The sequence below is a fragment of the Blastococcus sp. HT6-4 genome, from assembly GCF_039679125.1.
Lineage (GTDB): Bacteria > Actinomycetota > Actinomycetes > Mycobacteriales > Geodermatophilaceae > Blastococcus > Blastococcus montanus.
Map to the genome: position 1 here is coordinate 55,921 of NZ_CP155551.1, position 22,582 is coordinate 78,502.

Annotated in this window: 18 protein-coding genes; 13 read left to right on the top strand and 5 right to left on the bottom strand. The window is 77.1% G+C overall.

The window, feature by feature from the left end:
* Positions 1–9: 9 nt before the first annotated feature.
* On the top strand, positions 10–1,848 hold the full coding sequence (locus tag ABDB74_RS00270) for a dynamin family protein (RefSeq protein WP_346620885.1): 1,839 nt from the start codon (positions 10–12) through the stop codon (positions 1,846–1,848).
* On the top strand, positions 1,845–3,377 hold the full coding sequence (locus ABDB74_RS00275) for a dynamin family protein (RefSeq protein WP_346620886.1): 1,533 nt from the start codon (positions 1,845–1,847) through the stop codon (positions 3,375–3,377). Before ABDB74_RS00270 ends, ABDB74_RS00275 begins: the two co-directional genes overlap by 4 nt.
* On the opposite strand, the gene ABDB74_RS00280 is transcribed toward ABDB74_RS00275, so the two are convergent.
* Together ABDB74_RS00280 and ABDB74_RS00285 are read right to left on the bottom strand one after the other, a co-directional pair.
* Positions 3,345–3,935, bottom strand: coding sequence for a hypothetical protein (locus ABDB74_RS00280; protein ID WP_346620887.1), 591 nt, complete (start codon positions 3,933–3,935; stop codon positions 3,345–3,347). The genes ABDB74_RS00275 and ABDB74_RS00280 overlap by 33 nt on opposite strands.
* A gap of 46 nt (positions 3,936–3,981) precedes the next feature.
* Entirely contained in the window at positions 3,982–4,758 is a 777-nt protein-coding gene (locus tag ABDB74_RS00285) for an enoyl-CoA hydratase-related protein (RefSeq protein WP_346620888.1), read from the bottom strand.
* A 394-nt stretch (positions 4,759–5,152) separates the two neighbouring features.
* Between ABDB74_RS00285 and ABDB74_RS00290 the strand changes: the two genes are divergently transcribed.
* Entirely contained in the window at positions 5,153–6,751 is a 1,599-nt protein-coding gene (locus ABDB74_RS00290) for a protein kinase domain-containing protein (RefSeq protein ID WP_346620889.1), read from the top strand.
* Positions 6,752–6,769: 18 nt separating this feature from the next.
* On the opposite strand, the gene ABDB74_RS00295 is transcribed toward ABDB74_RS00290, so the two are convergent.
* A complete protein-coding gene (locus tag ABDB74_RS00295) occupies positions 6,770–7,501 on the bottom strand; it encodes a hypothetical protein (RefSeq protein ID WP_346620890.1) in 732 nt (243 codons plus the stop codon).
* Positions 7,502–7,649: 148 nt separating this feature from the next.
* On the opposite strand from ABDB74_RS00295, the gene ABDB74_RS00300 reads away from it, so the two are divergent.
* From ABDB74_RS00300 to ABDB74_RS00340, 9 genes are all read left to right on the top strand, one after another.
* The gene (locus ABDB74_RS00300; protein WP_346620892.1) at positions 7,650–8,933 is read left to right on the top strand and encodes a competence/damage-inducible protein A; all 1,284 of its coding nucleotides are present in this window, start codon (positions 7,650–7,652) and stop codon (positions 8,931–8,933) included.
* Between the two features lie 90 nt (positions 8,934–9,023).
* Positions 9,024–10,643 carry an acyl-CoA dehydrogenase family protein gene (locus ABDB74_RS00305; RefSeq protein WP_346620894.1) on the top strand — a complete coding sequence of 540 codons (1,620 nt, stop codon included), beginning with the start codon at positions 9,024–9,026 and terminating at the stop codon, positions 10,641–10,643.
* A 120-nt stretch (positions 10,644–10,763) separates the two neighbouring features.
* Positions 10,764–12,875 carry an EAL domain-containing protein gene (locus ABDB74_RS00310; RefSeq protein ID WP_346620895.1) on the top strand — a complete coding sequence of 704 codons (2,112 nt, stop codon included), beginning with the start codon at positions 10,764–10,766 and terminating at the stop codon, positions 12,873–12,875.
* Between the two features lie 125 nt (positions 12,876–13,000).
* A complete protein-coding gene (locus ABDB74_RS00315) occupies positions 13,001–13,702 on the top strand; it encodes an NYN domain-containing protein (RefSeq protein WP_346620897.1) in 702 nt (233 codons plus the stop codon).
* A gap of 107 nt (positions 13,703–13,809) precedes the next feature.
* Positions 13,810–14,073, top strand: coding sequence for a hypothetical protein (locus ABDB74_RS00320; protein ID WP_346620899.1), 264 nt, complete (start codon positions 13,810–13,812; stop codon positions 14,071–14,073).
* Positions 14,070–15,071 carry a GGDEF domain-containing protein gene (locus ABDB74_RS00325; protein ID WP_346620901.1) on the top strand — a complete coding sequence of 334 codons (1,002 nt, stop codon included), beginning with the start codon at positions 14,070–14,072 and terminating at the stop codon, positions 15,069–15,071. The genes ABDB74_RS00320 and ABDB74_RS00325 overlap by 4 nt, the downstream gene beginning before the upstream one ends.
* A gap of 163 nt (positions 15,072–15,234) precedes the next feature.
* Positions 15,235–15,873 carry a PilZ domain-containing protein gene (locus tag ABDB74_RS00330; RefSeq protein WP_346620902.1) on the top strand — a complete coding sequence of 213 codons (639 nt, stop codon included), beginning with the start codon at positions 15,235–15,237 and terminating at the stop codon, positions 15,871–15,873.
* A gap of 52 nt (positions 15,874–15,925) precedes the next feature.
* A complete protein-coding gene (locus ABDB74_RS00335) occupies positions 15,926–17,629 on the top strand; it encodes an ABC transporter (RefSeq protein ID WP_346620904.1) in 1,704 nt (567 codons plus the stop codon).
* Positions 17,626–19,242 carry a GTPase gene (locus tag ABDB74_RS00340; protein ID WP_346620906.1) on the top strand — a complete coding sequence of 539 codons (1,617 nt, stop codon included), beginning with the start codon at positions 17,626–17,628 and terminating at the stop codon, positions 19,240–19,242. The genes ABDB74_RS00335 and ABDB74_RS00340 overlap by 4 nt, the downstream gene beginning before the upstream one ends.
* A 7-nt stretch (positions 19,243–19,249) precedes the next feature.
* Here the strand turns inward: ABDB74_RS00340 and ABDB74_RS00345 are convergent, their stop codons facing one another.
* Positions 19,250–19,759 carry an ATP-binding protein gene (locus tag ABDB74_RS00345; RefSeq protein WP_346620908.1) on the bottom strand — a complete coding sequence of 170 codons (510 nt, stop codon included), beginning with the start codon at positions 19,757–19,759 and terminating at the stop codon, positions 19,250–19,252.
* Positions 19,760–19,887: 128 nt separating this feature from the next.
* Between ABDB74_RS00345 and ABDB74_RS00350 the strand changes: the two genes are divergently transcribed.
* Positions 19,888–20,580 (top strand): GAF and ANTAR domain-containing protein, encoded by a 693-nt coding sequence (locus ABDB74_RS00350; protein WP_346620910.1) that lies wholly within the window; start codon positions 19,888–19,890, stop codon positions 20,578–20,580.
* Here ABDB74_RS00350 and ABDB74_RS00355 read toward each other — a convergent pair.
* On the bottom strand, positions 20,577–21,524 hold the full coding sequence (locus ABDB74_RS00355) for a nucleoside hydrolase (RefSeq protein WP_346620912.1): 948 nt from the start codon (positions 21,522–21,524) through the stop codon (positions 20,577–20,579). The two genes, ABDB74_RS00350 and ABDB74_RS00355, sit on opposite strands and share 4 nt — an antisense overlap.
* Positions 21,525–22,582: the final 1,058 nt, after the last annotated feature.

Sequence of the window (22,582 nt, forward strand, 5' to 3'; positions counted from 1 at the left end):
GGGGGCACCGTGGCTACGCCGCTCGAGCTGATCGACCGCGCACGCACTCTCGCGGAGGCCGCCGGGCGGTCCGACCTGCACCGGCGGCTGACCCTCGCCCGGGACCGCGTCCAGGCGCCGAGCGTCCGGGTGCTGGTCGTCGGGGAGCCGAAGCAGGGCAAGAGCCAGCTCGTCAACGCCCTGGTGGGCGCGCCGGTGTGCCCGGTGGCCGACGACGTCGCGACCGTCGTCCCCACCGTGATCCGGGAGGGGGACTCCCCGCGGGCCGCGCTGGTGCACGCCGCCGCCGGGCCCGACGGCAGGGCCCCGTCACCGGCCGAGGCGACGCTCGAGCGGACCCCCGTGCCGATCGAGTCGCTCACGGCCCGCACGACACGTGGCGCGGCCGACGGCGACGACGGCCGGCAGCTGGTCCGCGCCGAGGTCGAGCTGCCCCGCCGGTTCCTGTCCGGCGGCCTGGAGCTGGTCGACACGGCGGGGGTCGGCGGCATCGGGACGGGGCACTCGCTGCAGACGGTGGAGCTGCTGCCCAGCGCCCACGCGGTGATCGTGGTGTCCGACGCCTCGCAGGAGTACACCGGCCCGGAGATGGCCTTCATCCGCCAGGCCGTGGCGCTGTGCCCCACCGTCGTCTTCGCGGTGACCAAGACCGACGTCTGCCCGTCCTGGCGGTCGATCGTCGAGCTGGACCGGGGACACCTCCAGCGGGAGAGGATCGAGGCGCCGCTGTTCCCGGTCTCGGCCTCGCTCGGGGTCCTCGCGGTGCAGCACAAGGACGCCGAGCTGCACGCGGAGTCGGGGCTGGCGCCGCTGGCCGACCACCTGCGCCGGGAGGTGCTGGAACGCGCCGGGGCGCTGCGGCAGCGGGCGACGGTCCACGACCTCACCTCGGTGACCGAGCAGCTGACCCTGTCGCTGCGCGCCGAGCTGACGGCGCTGGAGGATCCCGCGGGCAACGCCGCCCTCGTGGCGGAGCTCGACCAGGCGCGCACCCGCGTGGAGGAGCTGCGTCGCCGGTCGTCGCGCTGGCAGCAGATGCTCAGCGACGGGGTCACCGATCTGATGGCCGACATCGACTACGACCTCCGGGACCGATCGCGGGTGATCATCCGGGAGGCCGAGGAGGCGATCGACGCCCGGGACCCGGGCCCGATCTGGGCGGAGTTCACCGAGTGGCTCGACGAGCGGCTCGCCGCGGCCGTGACCGACAGCTACGTGTGGGCCGGTCAGCGGTCCGAGTACCTGGCCGAGTGCGTGGTCGAGCAGTTCGCCCGGGACGGCGGCGTCGCCGCGCCCGACCTGGACATCGGCACCGCGAGGGAGGCGCTGGGCGCGCTCGTCGACGTCGGCGGGATCGACGACGGCTACCTGCCGGTGCGCGAGCGACTGCTGATCGGCCTGCGCGGCTCGTACACCGGCGTGCTGATGACCGGCCTGGTCACCAGCCTGGCCGGGCTGGCCGTCATCAACCCGCTCTCCCTGGCCGTCGGCGTCGTCCTCGGCCGGAAGGCCTACCAGGACGACAAGGCGGCCCGGCGGCAGCGGCGGCAGAGCGAGGCCAAGGTGATCGTCCGGCGGCACCTCGACGAGGTCGTCTTCCAGATCGGCAAGCAGCTCAAGGACCGCCTGCGCCTGGTGCAGCGGACCCTGCGGGACCTGATCACCGACACCGTCGACGAGCTGTCGCGCACGCTCGCCGACGCGGTCTCCGCAGCGCAGCGCTCGACGAAGGCGGCCGCGGCCGAGCGCACCGGCCGGATGCGGTCGGTGCGCGCCCAGCTGGACCTGCTGGACCGCTTCGGCACGGAGGTCGCCCGGCTGGAGGCGGCGCCGGCGGCCCTGTCGTGACCGCTCCGGTGGAGTCCGCGCCGGCCGCTCCGGGCATCGTCGACGACGTCCGCGTGCTGCTCGACGACGCCATCGAGGTCTACCGCGACGAGCCGGACGCCGTCGCGGCGCTGTCGGCCCAGCGCCGGCGCCTGGACGAGCCGTTGCGGATCGCCCTGGTCGGCCGGGTCAAGGCCGGGAAGTCCACGTTGCTCAACGCGCTCGTGGGTGAACGGCTGGCGCCGACCGACGCGGGGGAGTGCACCCGCGTGGTGACCTGGTACCGCCACGGTGCCGTGCCCCGGGTCGCGTTGCACCCGGTCGACGGCGCCCCGCGGGTCCTCCCGGTGCGGCGGGTCGAGGGAGCGCTGCAGCTGGACCTCGCGGGCACGCCGGCCGAGGAGGTCGACCGGCTGGTCGTCGACTGGCCCACGGGGGGGCTGGCCGCGGCGACGCTGCTCGACACCCCGGGCATCTCGTCGCTGGACGTCGGCAACAGCGCCCGCGCCTGGGCGCTGCTCGACGAGGAGGAGCTGCCCGGCGCCGACGCGGTCGTCTTCCTCACCCGCCAGATGCAGCCCGAGGACCTCGACTTCCTCGCCCGGTTCCAGGAGGCGACCGGCGCCACCGGTGTGCACACCACGACGATCACCGTGCTGTCGCGGGCCGACGAGGTGGGGGCCGGGCGGGTCGATGCGCTGCTCGCCGCGCAGCGGGTGGCCCGGCGCATGTCCGAGGATCCCGCCGTGCGGGCGCTGAGCCAGGCGGTCGTCCCGGTGGCCGGCCTGGTGGGCCTGGCCGGCCGGATGCTGCGCCACCGCGACTTCGTGACCCTGCACAGCCTCGCCACGGCCGACCGGGCCGCCCTCGACGCGATGCTGCTGACCGCCGACCGGTTCTGCCGCGCCGAGGCGCCCGTCCCCGTCTCCCGCGAGCTGCGGGTCGCACTCCTCGAGCGCCTGGGCCTCTTCGGCATCCGGCTGGCGGTGGCGCTGATCCGCACGGGCGTCCCCGACGCCGGTGCGCTGGGCGACCAGCTGGTCCGCCGCAGCGGGCTGGCGGAGCTGCAGCGGCTGCTGGCCGTGCACTTCGTGCGCCGCAGCGCCGCGCTCCGGGCGGCGACGGCCGTGCGCCTGGTCGCGCGGCTGCTGCGGCAGCGGCCGCTCCCCGCGGCCGGAGGGCTGGCCGCGCACCTCGAGCGCATCCAGGTCGGCTCCCAGGAGCTCGCCGAACTGGAGCTGCTGGCCCGTTCCCGCGCGGTCGACGGGCCGTTCCCGGCGGGCCTCCGGGCGGAGGCCGAACGGCTGCTCGGTGCGGACGGACCCGCGCCGGCCGAGCGGCTGGGGCTCGCGGCGGACGCTCCGGCCGACCAGGTGCGCTCCGCCGCGACGGCCGCCCTCGACCGGTGGCGGGAGCGGGCGGACGACCCCCGGGCGACGAGGGCCACGGTGGACGCCTGCGAGGCGCTGGTCCGGTGCTGCGAGTCGATCCTGGCGGCGCCCGACGGCGCGCCGGGCTCAGGAACCGGGCCGGCCCAGCCAGCTCCGTGACGGGCGGAGCCAGAGCGTCACCAGGGCGGCCGCCACCAGACCGGCCTGCGCCAGGAAGGCCACCTCGTCGACGACGCTCCCTCCGGCGACCAGGCTCAGCACCAGGGGCAGCAGGGCCAGCGTCAGCACGCCGGCGACCGTGAGGACCCACCGCATCCCGGGCGTGGGCCGTCGCACGAGCACCAGGGACACGGCGGCCACGACGACCAGGGCTCCGGAGGTGCCGAGGACGGCGTCGATCGTCGCGGTCACCCCGGCGTCGAGGACCCCGGGCGCCAGCGCCGGGTCGGTCGCCAGCGCGGCGTCGGACACGCGGGCCCGGATCGCTCCGGCGTTGACGACCGCGGAGACCAAGCCGACGACGCCGGCGGCAACGCTGCCCAGCCACAGCCACGTCGAGGCCCGCAGGGTGCCCGGCCGGCCCGCCGGACCCGCCGGGGCGACGGGAGGCGGCGGCGCGGGACGCCACCCCGGTCGCGGTGGTGGCCGACGGGGCGGCCGGTCCGTGGCCGCGTCGGCCGGGGCGCTCCTGGCGGGCTCGCTGGGCGGATCGGACACCGGACCTCCTCGTCGACGCGGACGGCGTGGCGCGCGGCCGGCCTGCTCAGCGGCCGGTGAACCGGGGCGCGCGCTTGGCGAGGAAGGCCTCGACCGCCTCGTGGTGGTCGGCGGTCCGCCCGACCTCGGCCTGCAGCCGGGCCTCGAGCGCCAGGGTCTGCTCCAGGGAGTCGGTGGCCGCGGTGGCCAGCACCGTCTTCACCGCCCGGTAGGCGGCCGTGGGGCCCGCCGCCAGCCGCGTGGCGAGCGCCTGCGCCTCGGCGAGGACCTCCTCGGGTGCCACCACGCGGTGCACCAGCCCCCACTCGGCGGCGGTCTCGGCGAGGAACGGCTCGGGCATCAGCAGCAGCTGCGCGGCGCGGGACCCGCCGACGCTGTGCACCAGGCGCGCGGCCAGCGCCGAGTCGCTGGACAGGCCGATGCCGGTGAACGCCGTCGTGAACTTGGCGCCGGCGGCCGCCACCCGGAGGTCGCCGCCCAGCGCGAGGCCCAGCCCGGCTCCGGCGCAGGCGCCGTTGATGCCGACCACGACGGGCACCCGCAGCGCGGCGAGCGCCAGGACCAGCGGGTTGTACTCGCGCTCCACCACCGACAGCGGCGGCTCGCCCTCGCCCTGCAGCTTCTGCAGGTGCTCGCCGAGGTCCTGGCCGACGCAGAAGGCCCGTCCGGTCCCGGTCAGGACGACCGCCCGCACGGACTCGTCGGCGGCGACCTCCTGCACCGTGGCGAGGAGGTCGCGGCGGGCGGCTGACGTCAGCCCGGGACGGAGCAGGCTGAGGGTGGCGACGCCGCCGGCGTCCTCCCTGGTCACGGTGTCGGACATCGTCGCTCCGCCTTCCGGCTCGTCGGTGGGCCGCGCTGAGCGGACCATGTCGCCGGTCACCTTGTCACGGGGGTGGGCCGAGCTGGTGCGGTCCCCGCGGCAGAGGACGGCGGTCCCGCCGGCGCGCGGGCCGGCGACCGGTGGAGGCGGGGCGCGGGTCGGTGACCGGGCGCTCCCGTGGCCCTCCGCCTACGCGGCGGGGTCGGCGCGCCGGGTGCGGGGCCCGACACGCCGCCCGGGTTCGGGACCGGTTCCCCGGTCGGGGACCATGAGCCGCCCCATCATGTTCATGCTGGGGCAGGAGTGGACAGAGGGACGCCGGGTGCTGTGCACGCCCGGCGACGGTGAGCGGACGGCTCGAGCGCACGGGCCGGACAGACGAGGAGTGACCCCCGTGGTCGAACCAGGACGCCGGTGCCTGGGGAACCGCTACGAGCTGCACCAGCTGATCGCCGCCGGCGGGATGGGCCAGGTGTGGCGCGGGGCCGACCTCGCCCTGCACCGCCCGGTCGCCGTGAAGGTCCTGCGCAGCGAGTACACCGGCGATCCCACCTTCGTGGCGCGGTTCCGCGCCGAGGCCCAGCACGCCGCCGCGCTCAACCACCCGAACATCGCCGCCGTCTTCGACTACGGCGAGGAGCGCGCGCAGGACGGCTCCGGCGAGACCCTCGCCTACCTGGTCATGGAACTGGTCGAGGGCGAGCCGCTGTCGGCCCTCCTGCGCCGGGAGGGGGCGCTCGGCACCGAGACGACCCTGTCGGTCCTGCACCAGACCGCCGCCGCGCTGGCCGAGGCCCACCGGTTCGGGATGGTCCACCGGGACGTGAAGCCCGGCAACATCCTCGTCCGCCCCGACGGGGGCGTGAAGATCACCGACTTCGGCATCGCCTGGTCGGCGCGCAGCGTGGCGCTCACCCGCACCGGCCAGGTGATCGGCACCCCCCAGTACCTCTCCCCGGAGCAGGCGGAGGGCCGGCACGCCACCCCCGCCAGCGACGTCTACGCCCTGGGCCTCATCGGCTACGAGTGCCTCGCCGGCCACCCGGCGTTCGAGGGCGACAACGCGGTCACGATCGCGCTCAAGCAGCTGCAGCAGGATCCCGATCCGCTGCCGGCCGGCCTGCCGCCCGGCGTGCGGACGCTGATCGGGGCGGCGCTGCACAAGGATCCGGCGGCCCGCATCCCCGACGGCGCCGGGTTCGTCGTCGCCGTCGCGGAGGTGCGGGCCGGTCGGCAGCCGCTGGCCGGCACGGTCTCGAGCCCGGCGGTCCGGCCGCGCCGCGGTCACGCGGACGGGGCGGCGGCCCGCCCGCCGGGGCCGCCCACCCAGCCGGGGGTGACCCGCCCACCGGCCGCACGGCGACGGGGACGGCTCGCGATGGTGCTGCTGCCGCTGATGGGCCTCCTGGCCGGTGCGGGCATCACCGCGGCGCTGCTGCAGTCGCTCACCCAGGAACCGCCCGCCCCGACGGTGGTCGCGGCCGACCAGCGCACGAGCGGCAGCATCGTGCTCACCGAGGCCGACCACGTGGGCCTCCCGGTGGCCGAGGTCGCGGAGCGGCTGGCGGCGCTGGGCCTCACGGTGACCGTCCGGGCGGAGGTGCGCGACGACGTCGTCCCCGACCGGGTCACCGGGATCGACCCCGCGGGCCGGCCGCTGCGGGCCGGTGACCAGGTGGTCGTCCGCTACGCCGTCGCCGCGCAGAGCCGGATCGTGCGGGCTCCGGCCGTCACGGGCGCGGCCGTCGACCGCCCGGCCCCCGCTCCGGAACCGGCCGCGGTCGACGATCCTCCCGCCCCGGTCGTCACCTCCGAGGCGCCGCCCACCACGCTCCCGGCGACGCCGATCTCCGGATCGCCGGACGCGACGCCCACGGAGACCGGGACGGAGCCCTCGCCGTCCGAACCGGCCCCGACGCCCACCGGCACCCCCGGACCGACCACCTCGGCCGCGCCCACCACGACCGGGACGACGACCTCCCCGACCCGCTGACCGGGGCCGCCGGAACGGTCAGCCGTCCCGGTCGGTGGTCAGCCGGAGCGCGCCCCCCAGGGCGCCGAGCGCGGCGGTGAGGAGGAAGCCCCGGTCGGTGGCGGCGCCGGGCAGCACGACGAGTACCCAGAAGACCGCCAGACCGGTCAGCCCGCCGACGGCGACCCGCCGGCCGGTCCGCGCCGCCGGCCGCCGGCCGCCGGGCAGCAGGCGGGCGACGGCGCCCAGACCCAGGGCGACGCAGAGCGTGGCGAACGACGACCACAGCGGGACGGCCGACCAGGCCGACTCGCCCCCGAAGGGCGGCACCAGACCCAGTTGCAGCAGGACCAGGGACAGCAGCACCAGGCCGGCGCCGGCGAGCGCGGTCCGGTCCCGCGGGGCCCGGGGTTCCGGCTCGGCGGTGTTCCCGGGTGCCGTGGCGCCGGTCCCGGGGCTCTCCGGCCAGGTCGCCGTCGGGCCCGGTGCGGTCGCGGGGGCCGGCGGAGGGGAGCCGGCACCGGGCGGGCCCGGCACGAAGCCGACCGGTCCGGTCGCCTGCGGGGCCGGCGGCGGGTCCGCCGGCGCGGGGGCCGGGGTCCCGGCCGGGGCCGCCGTGGCAGCCGGCCGGTGCGCGGGGGCGGACGGCGGCGGGAGCTGCTGCACGGTCGTCCTCGTGGCGGCCGGGGCGACCACCGGGATCTCCTGCGTCGACGACTGCGCCGGGCCGGTGCTCCCGGCGGGCGGGTGGTCCTCGGACGGCGTGCTCACGGTGCCTCCTGACGGGTCCGGCGGGTCGCCGGTCGGTGCAGTGGTTCGGCCCGCACGCTAGCGGCGCGGGCGGGCGGGGCCGGGGAAGGCACCCGGAGGGGCGCACCCTCGACTGCCGGGTGCGGCTCGCCCGCCTAGGGTCGGTGCCGTGGTCACGCGCGCCGGCATCGTCGTCACCGGTACCGAGGTCCTCACCGGGCGGGTCGCCGATCGCAACGGCCCCTGGCTGGCCGAGCAGCTGCGGCAGCTCGGCGCCGACGTCGGGCACGTGGTGGTGGTCGGCGACCGCCCCGACGACCTGCGGGCCGCCCTGTCCTTCCTGGCCGGGACCGGCACCGACCTGCTGATCACCACCGGCGGGCTCGGGCCCACCGCCGACGACCTCACCGCCCAGGTGGTCGCGGATTTCCAGGGGCGTGTCACCAGGGTGGACGAGGCGCTCGAACAGCGGGTCGCGGCGATCGTCGAGCGGCTGATGGCCCGCCGCGGCTGGCGGGCCGACCGGGAGTCGACGGCGGCCGGCGTCCGGAAGCAGGCCACGGTGCCCGACGGCGCCACCGTGCTGGAACCGATCGGCACCGCCCCCGGGCTGGTGGTGCCGCCGGCGGACGGGCGCAGCGGCCCTCCGGTGGTCGTGCTGCCCGGGCCACCGGGGGAGCTGCGCGGCATGTGGCCGGCCGCGACGGCCGCGGCGCCGGTGCGGGCGGTGCTGGCCGGTGCGGTGGAGCTGCGGCAGGAGACGCTGCGGTTGTGGGGCACCCTCGAGGCCCAGCTGGCCGCGACGCTCCGGGAACTCGAGCCCGGCCTCGGCGACCTGGAGATCACCACCTGCCTGCGGGAGGGGGAGCTGGAGATCGTCACCCGGTTCCCCGGGAGCGCGCAGCCGGCGTACGACCGCCTCGTCGCGGCGCTCGGGCAGCGCTACGCCGACACGCTCTTCTCCGCCGGTCCCACCCTCGACGAGCTCGTCGCCGCCGCCCTCGTCGAGCGGGGGCTGACCGTCGCCACCGCGGAGTCCTGCACCGCGGGGCTGCTGGCGGCGCGGCTCACCGAGCGGCCCGGCTCGTCGGCCGCGGTGCTGGGCGGGGTGGTGGCGTACGCGAACAGCGCGAAGGAGGAGCTGGTCGGCGTCCCGCCCGAGCTGCTCGCCGCGCACGGCGCGGTGAGCCCCGAGGTGGCCCGCGCGCTGGCCGATGGCGCCCGGGGCCGGTTCGGCGCCGACGTCGGCGTCGGGATCACCGGGATCGCCGGGCCCGGCGGCGGGACGGCGGACAAGCCCGTGGGCACCGTGCACGTGTGCGTGGTCGGCCCCGACGGCGCGCTGGCGCGGGCGCTGGCGCTGCCGGGCTCGCGGGCGGCTGTGCGGAACCGGTCCGTCACGGTGGCGATGCACCTGCTCCGCGAACTGCTGCTCGGCGGCCCGCCGGCCTGACGGGTGGGTTCGTCGGCGGCCGGGAACGGCAGCCGATCACACCGTCGTCCGGAGGGCGACGGTGTGATCGCGACCACGTACGGTGCGGTCATGACCGTCACCCACGAGGTCACCAACCAGGTCCCGCCGCTGGCCGGGCACGACCCGATCGCCGGCGACGCCGTGCTCGCCGAGGCCTGCCTGCGGCACGCCGACGCGGCGACGCTGGACTCGCTCCGGGAACTCGGCCGGCTCGCGGGCAGCGAGCAGGCGCAGGAGTGGGGCCGGCTGGCCAACGAGAACCCGCCGAGACTGCGCACGCACGACCGCTACGGCCACCGGATCGACGAGGTCGAGTTCCACCCCGCCTGGCACGAGCTGATGCGGACGGCGATGGAGCACGGGCTCGGGGGCGCTCCCTGGGCCTCCACCGGGGCGCACCCGCACGTGCGGCGCGCGGTCGGCTACCTCGGCTGGACGCAGGTGGAGATGGGCCACGGCTGCCCGGTCACCATGACCTACGCCGTCGTCCCGGCGCTGCGTCGTGCCCCGGAGCTCGCCGCCCGGTACGAGCCCGGGCTCACCGCCCGCGCGTACCAGTTCGGCCTCGCCGAACCCACGGGCAAGCGCGGCCTGGTGGCCGGCATGGGCATGACCGAGAAGCAGGGCGGCTCGGACGTGCGGGCCAACGCCACCCGGGCCGTGCCGCAGCCGGACGGCTCCTACCGGCTCACCGGGCACAAGTGGTTCACCTCGGCGCCGATGAGCGACCTGTTCCTCGTGCTGGCGCGCCTCGACGAGGGCGTCTCCTGCTTCGCCGTGCCCCGGGTCCTGCCCGACGGCACCCGGAACGTCGTCGCCCTGCAGCGGCTCAAGGACAAGCTGGGTGACCGTTCGAACGCGTCCAGCGAGGTGGAGTTCGACGGGACGACCGGCTGGCTGGTGGGGGAGCCCGGCCGCGGCGTCCCGGCCATCATCGAGATGGTCAACATGACCCGCCTGGACTGCGTGCTGGGCTCGGCGGCCACGGTGCGCGCGGCCACGACCCAGGCGCTGCACCACGCGCGGCACCGGCAGGCCTTCGGCGCCCGGCTCGCCGACCAGCCGCTCATGCGCAACGTGCTGGCCGACCTGGCCGTCGAGAGCGAGGCGGCCACCGCCCTCGGGGTCCGGCTCGCCGCGGCCGTCGACGCCGGGGAGGAGGCGTTCCTCCGTCTCGCGGGGGCCGCCGCCAAGTACTGGGTCTGCAAGCGCGCCCCGGGGATCGTGGCCGAGGCGATGGAGGTGCTGGGTGGCAACGGCTACGTCGAGGACTCCGGCCTGCCCCGGCTCTACCGGCAGGCTCCGCTGAACTCCATCTGGGAGGGCTCGGGCAACGTGATCGCCCTCGACGTCCTGCGGGCCCTGGACCGCTCCGCGGAGTCGCTGGCCGCCGTCACCGCCGAGCTCGAGCTGGCGCGGGGCGTGGACCGGCGGTACGACGACGCGGTGAAACAGCTGTCCGCCGAGCTCGGCGACCGCGACGGGCTGCCGTTCCGCGCCCGGCGCGTCGCCGGGCTGCTCGCCCTCTGCCTGCAGGGCTCGCTGCTGCTGCGGCACGCCCCGGCGCCGGTGGCCGACGCCTTCTGCGCCTCCCGCCTGGGCGGGGACGGTGGCGGCGTCCTCGGGACGCTGCCGGCGGGCACCCCGGCCGCCGAGATCGTCGCGCGGTCCTGCATCGCGGTCCCCTGAGGACGGCTCCGGGCTATTACTCTCGGGGACGGCCCACGTGCTCCCCGTCGAACGCGGGGTCCGTGCCCCAGGGAGTCCGCGGAAGCGGACCGGACGAACCAGTGGACGAGAGCGGGCAGCGTGCAACCAGGTGAGGACCAGCCCTCGCAGGGCGGGCCCGACCCGTTGAGCGGCGTGCCCGACGCGGTCTACCGGCTGGACCGCCACGGATGCTTCACCTATCTCAACGCGGCGGCCGAGCGGCTGCTCGGGCACCCTGCCGACGAGCTGCTCGGCCTCGACGCGCGCGACGCGTTCCCGGGCCTGCGCGGATCGGTGGCCGAGAAGGAGTACCGCCGGGTGCTCGACGACGGCCGGCCACGGGAGTTCCGGTTCTTCTACGAGCCCCTGGCCCGCTGGTACGAGGTGCGGGTCTTCCCCGATCCGGCCGGCGCGGCGGTGCTCCTCCGCGACATCGACCTGCGCCACCGCAGCGACGAGCATCGTGACGCCGCGCTCCGCGGGTTCACCGCGGTGCTGGAGGCGCTGCCCTCCCCCACCGTCCTGGTCGGCCCCGACGGGCGGATCGTGTCGATGAACGCGGCCTGGGCCCGCGCCGCCGAGTCGCTGCCCGACGTCGCGTGGCCGGGCCGGGCCGGCGAGGACTACCTGATGGTCATGGCGCGAGGGCTGGCACCGCAGGCGCACGCCACGCTGGCCACCGGGCTGCGGGCGCTCCTCGCGGGGACGGAGCCCTCCGGCGACGGCACCCTCCGGCTGGAGTACTCCTGCCCGACCCGCCAGGGCACGGGCTGGTTCCACCTTCAGGCCTCCCGGGTCGACGGCGAGGGCCGGGTCGTCATCACGCACACCGACGTCACCGACCAGGTCCGGGCCCGGGAGGAGCTGGTCTGGAAGGTCCGGCACGACGACCTCACCGGCCTGCCCAACCGGTCGCGGCTGCTCGACCTCACGGGGCAGGCGCTCGCCGACGACGGGATCACCGGCGTCGCCCTGCTGGTGCTCGATCTGGACGGCTTCAAGACGGTGAACGACTCGCTGGGGCACCAGGTCGGTGACGAGCTGCTGCGGCTGGTCGCCGGCCGGCTGTCCGAGCAGATCCGACCCGGCGACGCGGTGGCCCGGCTGGGCGGCGACCAGTTCGTCGTCCTCGCCCACGGGTGCGACTCGTCCGAGGCCGCCGCGCTGGCGTTCCGCCTGCAGACGGCGTTCACCCGGCCCTTCACGACCGGCGACATCTCCGTGCCGCTGAGCGCCAGCATCGGGGTGGCGGTGGCCCGGCCCGAGGTGCGGGACGCCCACCACCTGCTCAGCGACGCCGATGCGGCGATGTTCGCGGCGAAGAGCTCGGGCCGGGACCGGGTGCACCTGTTCTCCCCCGCGTTGCGGGAGGCGGCCCGCTGGCGGCTGGAGGTCGCCACGCGCCTGCGCGGTGACGCCATCGACCAACTGGTCGTCCACTACCAGCCGATCATCCGCCTGGACACCGGGGCGGTCGACGGGGTGGAGGCGCTGGTGCGCTGGCAGCACCCCGAGCGGGGGCTGCTGTCACCCGACACCTTCCTCTCGGTGGCGGAGGAGACCGGCCAGATCATCCCCATCACCCGCTGGCTGCTGCGGGAGACCACCCGCAAGGCCGCGGAGTGGGCGGCGCAGGGCCTGAACCTGCGCATGTCGGTGAACATCAGCGCCCGGCACTTCTCCACCGAGACCCTGGTGCGCGACGTGCGCGTCGCCCTTCAGCACTCGGGGCTGCCGCCTGACCAGCTCGTGCTGGAGCTCACCGAGACCAGCGTGGCCGAGGACCCGACCCGCGCCGAGGACCAGCTCTCGGTGCTGCGCAGCTTCGGCGTCCGGGTCGCGATCGACGACTTCGGCACCGGCTGGTCGTCGCTGGCCCAGCTGTTCGCGCTCCCCATCAGCACCCTCAAGATCGATCGCTCGCTGCTCGCCGCGGCGGAGCGGGCCGCGCCCGGCGATACCGGGGCGGTGCTCGCCGCGATCGTCGGCCTCACCCGGACACTGGACATCCGGTCGGTCGCGGAGGGGGTCGAGACCCCCGAACACCTGCGGATGGTGCGCGAGGCCGGGTGTGACCTGGTGCAGGGCTGGCTGCTCGGCCACCCGATGCCGGCCGAGCGGCTGCCCGGGTGGGTCCGCGAGGTGCAGGCCGCCGGCGGCGACGTCTGCGCGCTCGCCGCCGCCGGCCGCACCGTGCCCGTGCACGGTTGACCGGCCGCCGTCGCATCGGGCGGCGGGCGACGTCGCCCGCGGGCCCGCCCCGCCCCGCCCCCGTCCCCGCGCCGCCGGCGCCGCCCGCGGGGACAGCGCAGGCCGCCGCCCGGCAGACTGTCCCCGTGCTGGACACCACCGAGCCCCCTGCCGAGCCCAGCGGCGAGCCGGTGCGCGCCGCCGGCGACGGCCGGCCGCGTCCTCCGCTGGACCTGCTCATCTGGGACGCCCCGAACATCGACATGACCCTGTCGACGGTCATCGGTGCCCGCCCGACGGCGGCGTCGCGCCCCCGGTTCGACGCGATCGCGGCCTGGTTCGTCGAGGGGGCCGGTGATCCGGGAGCCCCGGAGGCGCCGGAGGTGGAGGCCTGCGTCTTCGCCAACATCCCGCCGCAGCCCGGAACCCTGCAGCGCTGGGTGGAGGCGCTGCGCGGCTTCGGGTACGCCGTCTTCGCCCGGCCGAAGAGCCAGCCGGACGACGACATCGACCAGGACATGCTCGACCACATCGCCGTGCGGCAGCACAGCCACCGGCTCCGGCGCCTGGTCGTCTTCTCCGGTGACGGCCGGAACTTCGCCGAGCCGCTGGAGGACCTGGTCCGCGGCGGCACCGAGGTCGTCGTCGTCGCCTTCAGCGAGGTGGCCGGGTACGCGATCGGCTCGGACCTGCTCGAGTTCATCGACATCGAGGACGTGCCGGGCGCGTTCACCGAGCCGCTGGACCGCGTCCGTCTCGACGCGCTGCCCCCGGACGGCGCCTGGCTGCGGCCCACCCGCAGCCTGCGCGACTTCGTCGCCGGCTTCACCGCCCGCCGCAGCGGCTGACCGTCGCCGCACCGGCGCTGACCTGCGCCGACGCGGTCGACGTCACCCACACGGGTGGCATCGGTGGCCGGCGCTCAGGGAACCCCGGGGGCTGCCGATCAGGAACCGTGCGGTTCCCCCTGCTCGAGCGCCTGGTGGCGGTCCTCCGCCGCGGTGACGTGCTGCCGGCCCCGGCACCGGCACCGTTCCCGGGTGTGCCCGGGGAGCCGCGCGGAGGATTCCGGCCCGGGGCGTCGACCTCGGTCGCCCAGCTGGCGCAGGCCATCCCGGGCCTGGCCGAGGAGCTGACCGAGCGGGCCCGGACGGCGGGGCTGCTGGTCGGGTGGGTGACGCTGCTCGCCGTCCCGCTGTGGGCGCTGGTCGACCAGTGACCGACACGGGCAACGCGCAGGCGTTCCTGACCCTCCGCTTGCTGTGCGAGATCCCCATGGCCCTGGGTCTCGTCGCGCTCTGGCGCCTGCCGCTGGGCCGCCGGAGGCCGGAGCTGCTGACCTTCCTGATCCTCGCGGTCGTGCAGGCCGAGGTGGCCTGGATGGTGACCCGCTCGGCCGACCCGAAGTACCACCTGCTGGGCTTCACGCTGGCCATCTACGGCAGCGGCTGCGTCCTCGTGGCCCGCCCCCGCTGGACGGTCGCGCTCGTCGCCGTCTCCTGGGCCGCCCTCGGGCTGGCCTCGCTCACCACCGACGCGGGGCTGTCGCCGGCCGATCTGCTCGCCGTGAGCGTCTACCTCGCCACCGCCTCCCTCATCGCCGTGCTGGCGCACCTGCGCCGCTACGCCCTCACCACCCGCGAGCTGCTGACCCGGGTGCGGCTGGAGCGGGAGCAGCAGCGCACCGGGGTGCTCCTCGCCCAGTTGGAGCGGCTGAGCCACGAGGACCCGCTCACCGGCCTGGCCAACCGCCGCCGGTGGGACGCCGAGCTCGCCGGGACGTGCGTCGAGGCCCGGCGGCGCGGCGAGGTGCTCAGCGTGGTGCTGGTCGACCTCGACCACTTCAAGGACGTCAACGACCGGCACGGGCACGCGGGGGGCGACGCCGCGCTGCGGGCGGTCGCCGGCCTGCTGTCCACCCGCGTGCGCGGCGGTGACCTGGTGGCGCGGCTGGGGGGCGACGAGCTCGCCGTCCTCATGCCGGGTGCCGACGCCGTACGGGCGACCGAGGTGGCCGAGCGGCTGCGCCTGGAGGCGCGCGTCCTGCGGCCGCCCGGCTTCGGCCCCGGTGAGCTCAGCCTCTCCCTGGGCGTCGCGGCGGCCACCGGCGCCGACGCCTACCCGCTCGAGCTCATGTCCCGCGCCGACGAGCAGCTCTACCGGGCGAAGACCACCCGCAACGCCGTGGGGTCGGCACCGCCGCAGCCGGCCCGCTGACCCGGCGGTGCCCGGCCCCGCCACCGTTCGCGGCGGCGCGCCGGCCCCCGCGCGTCACCGGCCCGGGGGACGGGCTCCCGGGGGCCGGCGGTTACGGTTCCCACCGCGGGCCCGGCGGGGCGAGCGGAGCCGCCTGCACGGAGAACGGATCGGAAGAGGACCCATGACCAGCGTTCCCGGCGTCGACCACCCGGTGGAGCAGACCGAGGCCGAGATCCGGCTGGTCGGCAGCGACGTCGCCGTCACGGCACGGGTGGAGGTCGTGCACGCCGGCGTCATCTCCGTGCGCCCCTCGGCCGGGGAGTACGTCGAGAACTCCGTCGTGCGGGTCGGCGACGTCGTGGAGGTCTTCTGGACCACCGACGCCGGCCACCGCGCCCTGCCGGCCGAGGTTCTCGACGTCCAGCAGGGTGCGGTCGTGCGCTGGCGGCTCCGCGTCACGGGCCCGGCGGAGCACGGCCAGCGCCGGGCGGCGGTCCGCAGCCGGCTGGTGCTGCCCGTCGAGGCGAGGTTCGGGGTCGTCGAGCTCTCGGGGCAGACGGTGGACGTCAGCGAGGCCGGGCTGCGGGCCCAGTTCGAGGGGTTCGGCATCGCCCCGGACGCGGGCACCACGTGCGGCCTGTCGATCGCGTTCGAGGACGGGCCGCTGGTCACCCGGGGCGAGATCATCCGCATCCAGACCCGGGTCACCCGCTGGGTGATGAGCATCCGCTTCGTCGACATCGCCGAGAAGGACCAGGACCGCATCCGGCGGCGGGTCTTCCAGGCGCTGCGGGAGGAACGCGCCCGCCTCGCCGAGTGACCGGCCGGCTCCCGGCGGGTAGCGCGCCGTCGTACGGGGCAGAGCAGCACCCGTGACGACCTCGCCTCCCCGCCTGCCCGAGGCGCTCGCGGTGCTCCGCGACCGGCTGGCCGCCGCGCCCCTGGGCCTGGCCACGCCGGGCCGGGAGGCCGCCGTGCGCGCCGCCCGCGGCGTCACCGACCAGATCGACGACTACCTGCTGCCGCGGCTGCGCGACCTCGACGCCCCGCTGCTCACCGTGATCGGCGGCTCCACCGGCGCCGGCAAGTCGACGCTCGTCAACAGCCTGGTCGGCGCACCGGTCACCACCGCCGGCGTGCTCCGGCCCACCACCCGCGCGCCCGTCCTGGTCTGCTCGGGCGTCGACGCCGCGAGCTTCTCCGGGGACCGGGTGCTGCCCGGCCTGGCGCGGGTCACCGGCGGGGACGGCGGTCCCGGCACGGTCCGGCTCGTCGTCCGGGACGACGTCCCGCCCGGACTGGCCCTGCTCGACGCCCCCGACGTCGACTCGGTCGTCGAGACCAACCGCGACCTGGCCGCCCAGTTGCTCGCCGCGGCCGACCTGTGGGTCTTCGTGACGACGGCGGCGCGCTACGCCGACGCCGTGCCCTGGGACATGCTGCGGACGGCGCAGGAGCGCGGTACGGCCCTGGCCGTCGTCCTGGACCGGGTTCCCCCCGAGGCCGCCGCCGAGGTGGCCGCCGACCTCGCGGGCATGCTGCAGCGGGCGGGGCTGGCCGCCGCCCGGCTGTTCGTGGTCGAGGAGCGCCCGCTGGCCGACGGCCGGCTCCCCGAGGAGCAGGTGGCCGCGCTGCGCGGCTGGCTCCACGGGCTGGCCGCCGACCAGGAGCAGCGCGCCGCCGTCGTCCGGCAGACGCTCGAGGGGGCGCTGGACAGCCTGGAGCAGCGCACCGGCACGGTGGTCGCGGCGGTGGGGGAGCAGCTCACCACCGCCGGCGCCCTGCGCGACGCAGCGGCCGCGGCCTACGACGCGGCCCGGGACGGCGTGGACCAGGGGATCCGCAGCGGCAGCCTGCTGCGCGGCGAGGTGCTGGCCCGCTGGCAGGAGTTCGTCGGCACCGGCGAGTGGATGCGCACCCTGCAGAACCGGATCGGCCGGGCGCGCGACCGGCTGGCGGCGGCCCTGACCGGCCGGCCGGCGCCGGCCGAGAGCCTGCAGGGGGCCCTGGAGAGCAGCGTGGAGCAGCTGCTGCGCGCCGAGGCCGACCGCGCCGCCGAGCGGACCGTGACGGCCTGGCGGGCGCTGCCGGCCGGGCCGCCGCTGCTGGCCGGGGAGGACCGCGAGCTGGCCCGGGCGTCGGCGGACTTCCCCGAGGCCGCGGAGGCGCAGGTCCGGGACTGGCAGGGCACCGTGCTGGACCTGGTGCGCGAGGAGGGGGCCGACAAGCGTTCGCGGGCCCGGCTGCTGTCCTGGGGCGTGAGCGGCGCCGGCGCCGTCGTCATGGTCGCGGTGTTCGCGCAGACCGGGGGGCTCCTGGGGGGCGAGGTGGCGGTGGCCGGCGGCACGACCGCGGTCGGGCAGCGGGTGCTGGAGGCGGTGTTCGGCGACGCCGCGGTGCGGTCGCTGGCCGAGCGCGCGCGGACAGACCTCCAGGAGCGGTCCGACGGCCTGCTGGACCACGAGCGGGCCCGCTTCGACGCGCGCGTGGACGAGGTGGCGCCCGGGCCGGCCGCCGCCGACGAGCTGCGCGCGGCCGTCGGTGCCCTCGCCGCGGCCCGGCGGGCGGGCGCATGAGGAACGCGGAGCGGTCCCTGTCCGACCGGCTGGCCGCGCTCCGGGAGGCGGTCGAGGTCGCCGACGGCCGGCTGGAGGTCCCGGAGGTGGGGCAGGCGCGCGCCGTCCTCGCCAAGGCCGGCGCCCGCGAGGCCCTCGGCGACGCCACCGTGGTCGCCCTGGCCGGCGCCACCGGCAGCGGGAAGTCGACCCTGTTCAACGCGCTGTCGGGCAGCGAGGTGAGCACCCCGGGGGTGCGCCGGCCCACCACCGGGGTCGCGCACGCCACTGTGTGGGGCGCGGCCGGCGACGGCGCCGACCGGCTGCTCGACTGGCTGGAGGTCCCGCGGCGGCACCGGCACGAGCCCGAGCCGGCGCTGGACGGGCTGGTCCTCCTCGACCTGCCCGACCACGACAGCGTGCGGCTGGAGCACCGGCTCGAGGTCGACCGGCTGGTCGGGCTGGTCGACGTCCTGGTCTGGGTGCTCGACCCGCAGAAGTACGCCGACGCCGCCGTGCACGAGCGCTACCTGGCGCCGATGGCCGGCCACGCCGGGGTGCTGCTGGTCGTGCTCAACCAGATCGACCGGCTCGACGAGGTCGCCGCGCGCGCCTGCCTGGACGACCTGCGCGGGCTGCTGGACCGGGAGGGCCTGGCCGCGACGCCGCTGCTGGCGGTCTCCGCGCGCACCGGCGCGGGCGTGGCCGAGCTGCGCGGCGAGCTGGCCCGCCGGGTGCGGGCCCGGCGGGCGGCGACCGAACGGCTGGTCGCCGACGTCCGGAGCGCCGCCGGCGCCCTCGCCGTGCACTGCCCCGACGACGCCGGTGCCCGCCCCCGCCGGTGGGCGCGGGGGAGTGCGGCCGTCGCGCCGGCCGACGACCTGACCGAGGAGCTGACCGGGGCCCTGGCCGACGCGGCCGGGGTGCCGACGGTGGTCGCCGCGGTCGAGCGGTCCACCCGCCGGGCCGGGACCGGGCGCACGGGCTGGCCGCTGCTGCGCTGGACCCGGAAGCTGCGGGCCGACCCGGTCGGCCGGCTGCACCTGGGCGACGAACGGGCCCGGACGTCGCTGCCGGCGGCAGGAGTCGTGGAGGCGGCGCGGGTGAGCACCGCCGTGCGCGGGGCGCGGGAGGCCGTGGGCGACGGCCTGGCGCCGGCGTGGCGGGACGAGCTGCGGCGCACGGCGGAGGTGTCGGAGGAGCGGCTGGCCGACTCCCTCGACCGGGCGGTGGGCGGTACCGACCTCGGGCCGGACCGGGTGCCGCTGTGGCAGCGCGCCGTCGGCGGGCTGCAGTGGCTGCTGCTCGCCGCCGCTGTCGTGGGTGCGCTGTGGCTGCTGGCCCTGGTCGCCCTCGGCTTCTTCCGGCTGGACGACGTCGTGCCGCTGCCCCGGGTGGAGGGGATCCCCGTGCCCACGCTGCTGCTCGTCGGCGGCCTGCTGGTGGGGGCGCTGCTGGCGTTGCTCTGCCGGCCGCTGGTCGCGTTGCGCGCCCGCCGGCGGGCGCGGACGGCCGAGCGGCGGCTGCACGCCGCCGTGCGGGAGGTGGCCGAGGTGGAGATGCTGGCGCCGCTGGCGGACGTCCGGGACGACGCCACCCGGTTCTGCGCGGCGGTGGCCACCGCCGCGCGGTGACCGGGCCCTAGTCCCGGGGGATGCCGGGCGACCGCTGCTCGGGCAGCCGGCCGCGCAGCGGCTCGACGGCCTCCCGGCCCGAGGGCAGCAGCGCCCAGACGTGCTTGCGGCCGGGGCGCTGCTCCCAGCCGTAACCGGTGGAGAGCTGGGCGACGAGGTGCAGGCCCATGCCGCCGAACGCGGGATCGCGGTCGACCGCCGGCACCGGCGGCCGGTCGGGTGCCTCGTCGCTCAGGTCGAGCAGCCAGCCGGCGGGGCCGGCCACGACCAGGGCGCGGACGTCGCCGCCGCCGTGGCGCAGCGCGTTGGAGGCCAGCTCCTCGAACACCAGCAGCAGCCCGTCGCGCGCGTCCTCGGTCGACGCCGCCGACACCGACGGGTGGGCCAGCCGCGCGCGCAGGTCGGTGCGCACCCGGGAGACGACGTGCATGGAGTCCAGCTGCCAGTGCCAGACGTCACCGGGGACGGAGGGGACGGGCGCGCTCGGCCACGCGTCGTGGGCCAGCTCGTCGGCCATCGCTTCCTCTCGCGTCTGCGTCGCAGCGGGGCACCGGGACGCCGTCCCGCCGCACCATCCTGACCGATGAGCCGTCGCCGCGCGAAGGGGGGCGACCGGCGCGCCGCCGGCCGGGCAGACTGGGCCGGGTGGACGCCGTACTGCGTGAACTCAGCCGGGTGACCCTCGAGGGCCGCCAGCTCGCCGACGTCCTCGGCGAGATCACCGCCATCGCGGCCCGCGCCGTCCCCGGCGCGGAGGCCGTGTCGACGACGCTCGTCCGCGCGGACAAGGCCTTCACCGCCGCCTACTCGGGCGAGCTGGCGCTGCAGGCCGACGAGTTGCAGTACGAGGAGGACAGCGGCCCCTGCATCGATGCCGGCCGTGGCGGGGTGGTCCTCCGGATCGACGACGTGCGCACCGAGGTGCGCTGGCCGGCCTACATGGCCCGGGTCCGCGCCACCACGGCCGTCCGCAGCTCGCTGTCGGTACCCCTGCCGTACCAGGGGTCGAGCATCGGGGCGCTGAACATGTACTCGACCGAGCCGGCGGCGTTCGCGACGGGGAGCTCGCTGGCCGCCGGCCTCGGTGTGGCGGAGGCGATCGCGGTCGCGGTCGCGAACGCCGACGCGCACGCCCAGCTCGCCGACCAGGCCCGCAACATGCGCCTCGCCATGGAGTCGCGCGCGGTCATCGAGCAGGCCAAGGGCGTGCTCATGGCGCAGCGGCACGTCGACGCCGAGCAGGCCTTCGAGGTGCTCCGCGAGGCCTCCCAGCGCTACAACCGCAAGCTGCGGGACATCGCCGCCGGCATCGTCGAGAGCACGCAGACGCCCCGCTAGCGGCGGTCCAGCCCGGCCAGCCGGGCGATCAGGAACTCCAGCGCGGCCCCGCTGTCGACCGTCTCGGCCACCTCCACCGCGGCGGGCGCCGCCGAGACCGTCCGCCGGTCGACCAGCGTCTGCCCCCGCCCGGCGCCGTGCGTGGTGTCGACGACGACGTCGCGGCGCACGGTGCCGAGCGTCCCGGGCGCGATCGCCTCCGTCAGCGCGAGCGCGTCGTGCACCACCACGCCCGCCGTGCCGTACGCGTCGCGGGCGTGGTCGACGTACTGCTGCAGGATCGCGGCGGCGCTGCGGCCGATCGGCCCCGCTGCGGCGAAGCGGGCGATCCCCTCCTCGGGGAGCACCGTGGGCAGCGTGACGTCGAGGCCCACCATCACCGTGGGCAGGCCCGAGGCGAACACCGCCTGCGCGGCCTCCGGGTCGGACCAGATGTTGAACTCCGCCGCGGCGGTCACGTTGCCGCCCCGCGCCGCCGAGCCGCCCATGACCACCAGGCGTCCGATGCGGGCCGCCGCGTCCGGGAACACCGCCAGCAGCAGCGCGATGTTGGTGAGCGGGCCGATGGCGGCGACGGTCACCGGCACGGGGGAGGCCAGCAGCACGTCCGCGAGGGCGATCACGGCCGGCCGCGGATCCACCTCCGCCGGTGACGGCGGCAGCTCCACGCCGCCGAGGCCGGTCTCCCCGTGCACGTGCCCCGCCCGTTCCGGCTGGGGGTGGACCAGCGAGGCGACGGCGCCGGCGGCGACCGGCACGTCCGAGCGGCCGGCCAGGTGCAGCACGCGCAACGCGTTCTCGGTGACCTGCGCCAGCTCCACGTTCCCGTGCACGGTGGTGACCAGCTGCAGGTCCACCTCCGGGCTGCCCAGGGCCAGCAGGATCGCGAGGGCGTCGTCGATGCCCGGGTCGGTGTCGATCACGAGGGGGGTGCGGTCGCTCACCGCGGCATCCTCCCAGCCGCCCGGTCGCGGCCGGTCCACAGGCCGCGGGAGCCCCGACACGCCGCGGGTGCCGGCGGCGTCCCGGGACGACCGACGGGCCCGGTCGGCATTTCCACGCTCGTGGACCGGTCCCTTGTCGACAAGGGCACGGCCCGGACGAGCGGTCACCGGACGTCCCGGAACGGCTCCGCAACGGTTCGGTCACGCGGTCCGGCGGAGGTGTCGGAGGAGCGGGCTCCCGGGGCCCGGAATCCCTAGTTTTCTCCTTGTCCGCGGCGCCTTCCCCAGTCGCGGACACGACTTCAGGAGGCGACATGAGCAGCAGCCACCGGGCCGCCCGGCCCGCAGTGCCGCCCGTGCCCGCCGACTCCTCCGGACGCGAGCCGGCCGGCACGCTGGCGGGGCTCATCGACGTCCTCGACCGGGCCGACGGCGGCCCGGCGCGCCAGCGCTCCCGCCCGGCCACCCACCGCACCGCCCGCCCGGCTCCGCTGCGCTCGGTGCAGCCGGCGCCGCCGGCCCGCGTGGTCCGGGCGCCGGCCGCGCCGGTCCCCCGCGTGACCGTCGTTCCCGAGCGGGTGCGCGAGCCCCTGGGCGGGCTCCGCGGCTTCACCCGTCGGATGGCGCTGTGGGGCGCCGGCGAGCAGGGCGAGAACCTGGCCTGGCGGAGCCCCGCCCACCCGCTCCCCGAGCCCGGCCGGCGCCGCGCCGCGCTGCGCGCGTTCACCCGGCGGATGGCGCAGTGGGGCGCCGGCGACCAGGGGCAGCACCTCGCCTGGGGTGGCCCCGCCCGCTCCGGCGCGGCGCCGCGGCCGGCCCGCCCCGAGCTCGACCCGCCCGTGGTGCTGCGCGAACTGCCCAGCACCCCCTCGATCCGGCCCGTGGCGTCTTCCCCCGCCGCGGCGCTCTTTTCCGCGGGACCGGCCTCGTCGCCGGGGTCGCGAACCGGTACGGCCGCATCTGACGCGACCGCCCGTCCCTCCCCCCTCCCGAGTTCCACGGAACCCGCGGGTCGGGCCCAGCCACGCGTCGGCTGGCGTCCACCGCAGGACTGGCCG

Bases quoted from the DNA above. Each gene is read 5' to 3' on its own strand.
- ABDB74_RS00285 (WP_346620888.1), bottom strand. From the start codon at position 4,758: ATGTCCGACACCGTGACCAGGGAGGACGCCGGCGGCGTCGCCACCCTC.
- ABDB74_RS00305 (WP_346620894.1), top strand. From the start codon at position 9,024: ATGACCGTCACCCACGAGGTCACCAACCAGGTCCCGCCGCTGGCCGGG.
- ABDB74_RS00330 (WP_346620902.1), top strand. From the start codon at position 15,235: ATGACCAGCGTTCCCGGCGTCGACCACCCGGTGGAGCAGACCGAGGCC.
- ABDB74_RS00340 (WP_346620906.1), top strand. From the start codon at position 17,626: ATGAGGAACGCGGAGCGGTCCCTGTCCGACCGGCTGGCCGCGCTCCGG.
- ABDB74_RS00345 (WP_346620908.1), bottom strand. From the start codon at position 19,759: ATGGCCGACGAGCTGGCCCACGACGCGTGGCCGAGCGCGCCCGTCCCC.